Origin of the sequence: Lysobacter sp. TAB13, from assembly GCF_052113885.1 — a bacterium.
In the GTDB taxonomy this organism is placed as follows: domain Bacteria; phylum Pseudomonadota; class Gammaproteobacteria; order Xanthomonadales; family Xanthomonadaceae; genus Lysobacter; species Lysobacter gummosus.
Genome location: NZ_JBFRDR010000221.1, coordinates 1 through 436 on the forward strand (window position 1 = coordinate 1; position 436 = coordinate 436).

General features: G+C 67.4%; 1 protein-coding gene. It reads left to right on the forward strand.

Annotation, left to right across the window (positions count from 1 at the left end; translation table 11 throughout):
* Positions 1–436: hypothetical protein (locus AB4Y92_RS25905; RefSeq protein WP_441822228.1), on the forward strand; the 436-nt coding region annotated here is incomplete at both ends.

Consider the following 436-nt stretch of genomic DNA (forward strand, 5'->3'; position numbering starts at 1 on the left):
CGTCTTCACGATGCAGGAAATGGCGCAGGACCCGATCTATCGCGACTTCTTCATCCCGCGCGGCTATGGTTTCGGCGTCGCGACCGCGATCGAGGTTCCAAGCGGCGACACCATCATCGTCCATGCCGAACGCGACTATGCGTCGGGGCCCGTCGGCCGCGATCTCGTCGCGCAGGTCGATCGCACACGGTCCCATTTTGCTCGCGCCGGCATCCTGGCAGCGCGGCTCGACATGGAGCGTGCCCGCACCGTTGCGCACGCGCTCGAGATGATCGGCCTCCCTGCGGCCGTGCTCGGATGGCGCGGAAAGGCCCTCGCTGCGAATTCGCTCCTCGTCAGGCTGATGCCGGATGTCGCGCAGGACCGCCCATCCCGGCTCGGGCTCGCCAATCCTTCTGCGGACCGCTTGCTTCTCCAGGCCTTCGCAGCCCTGGGC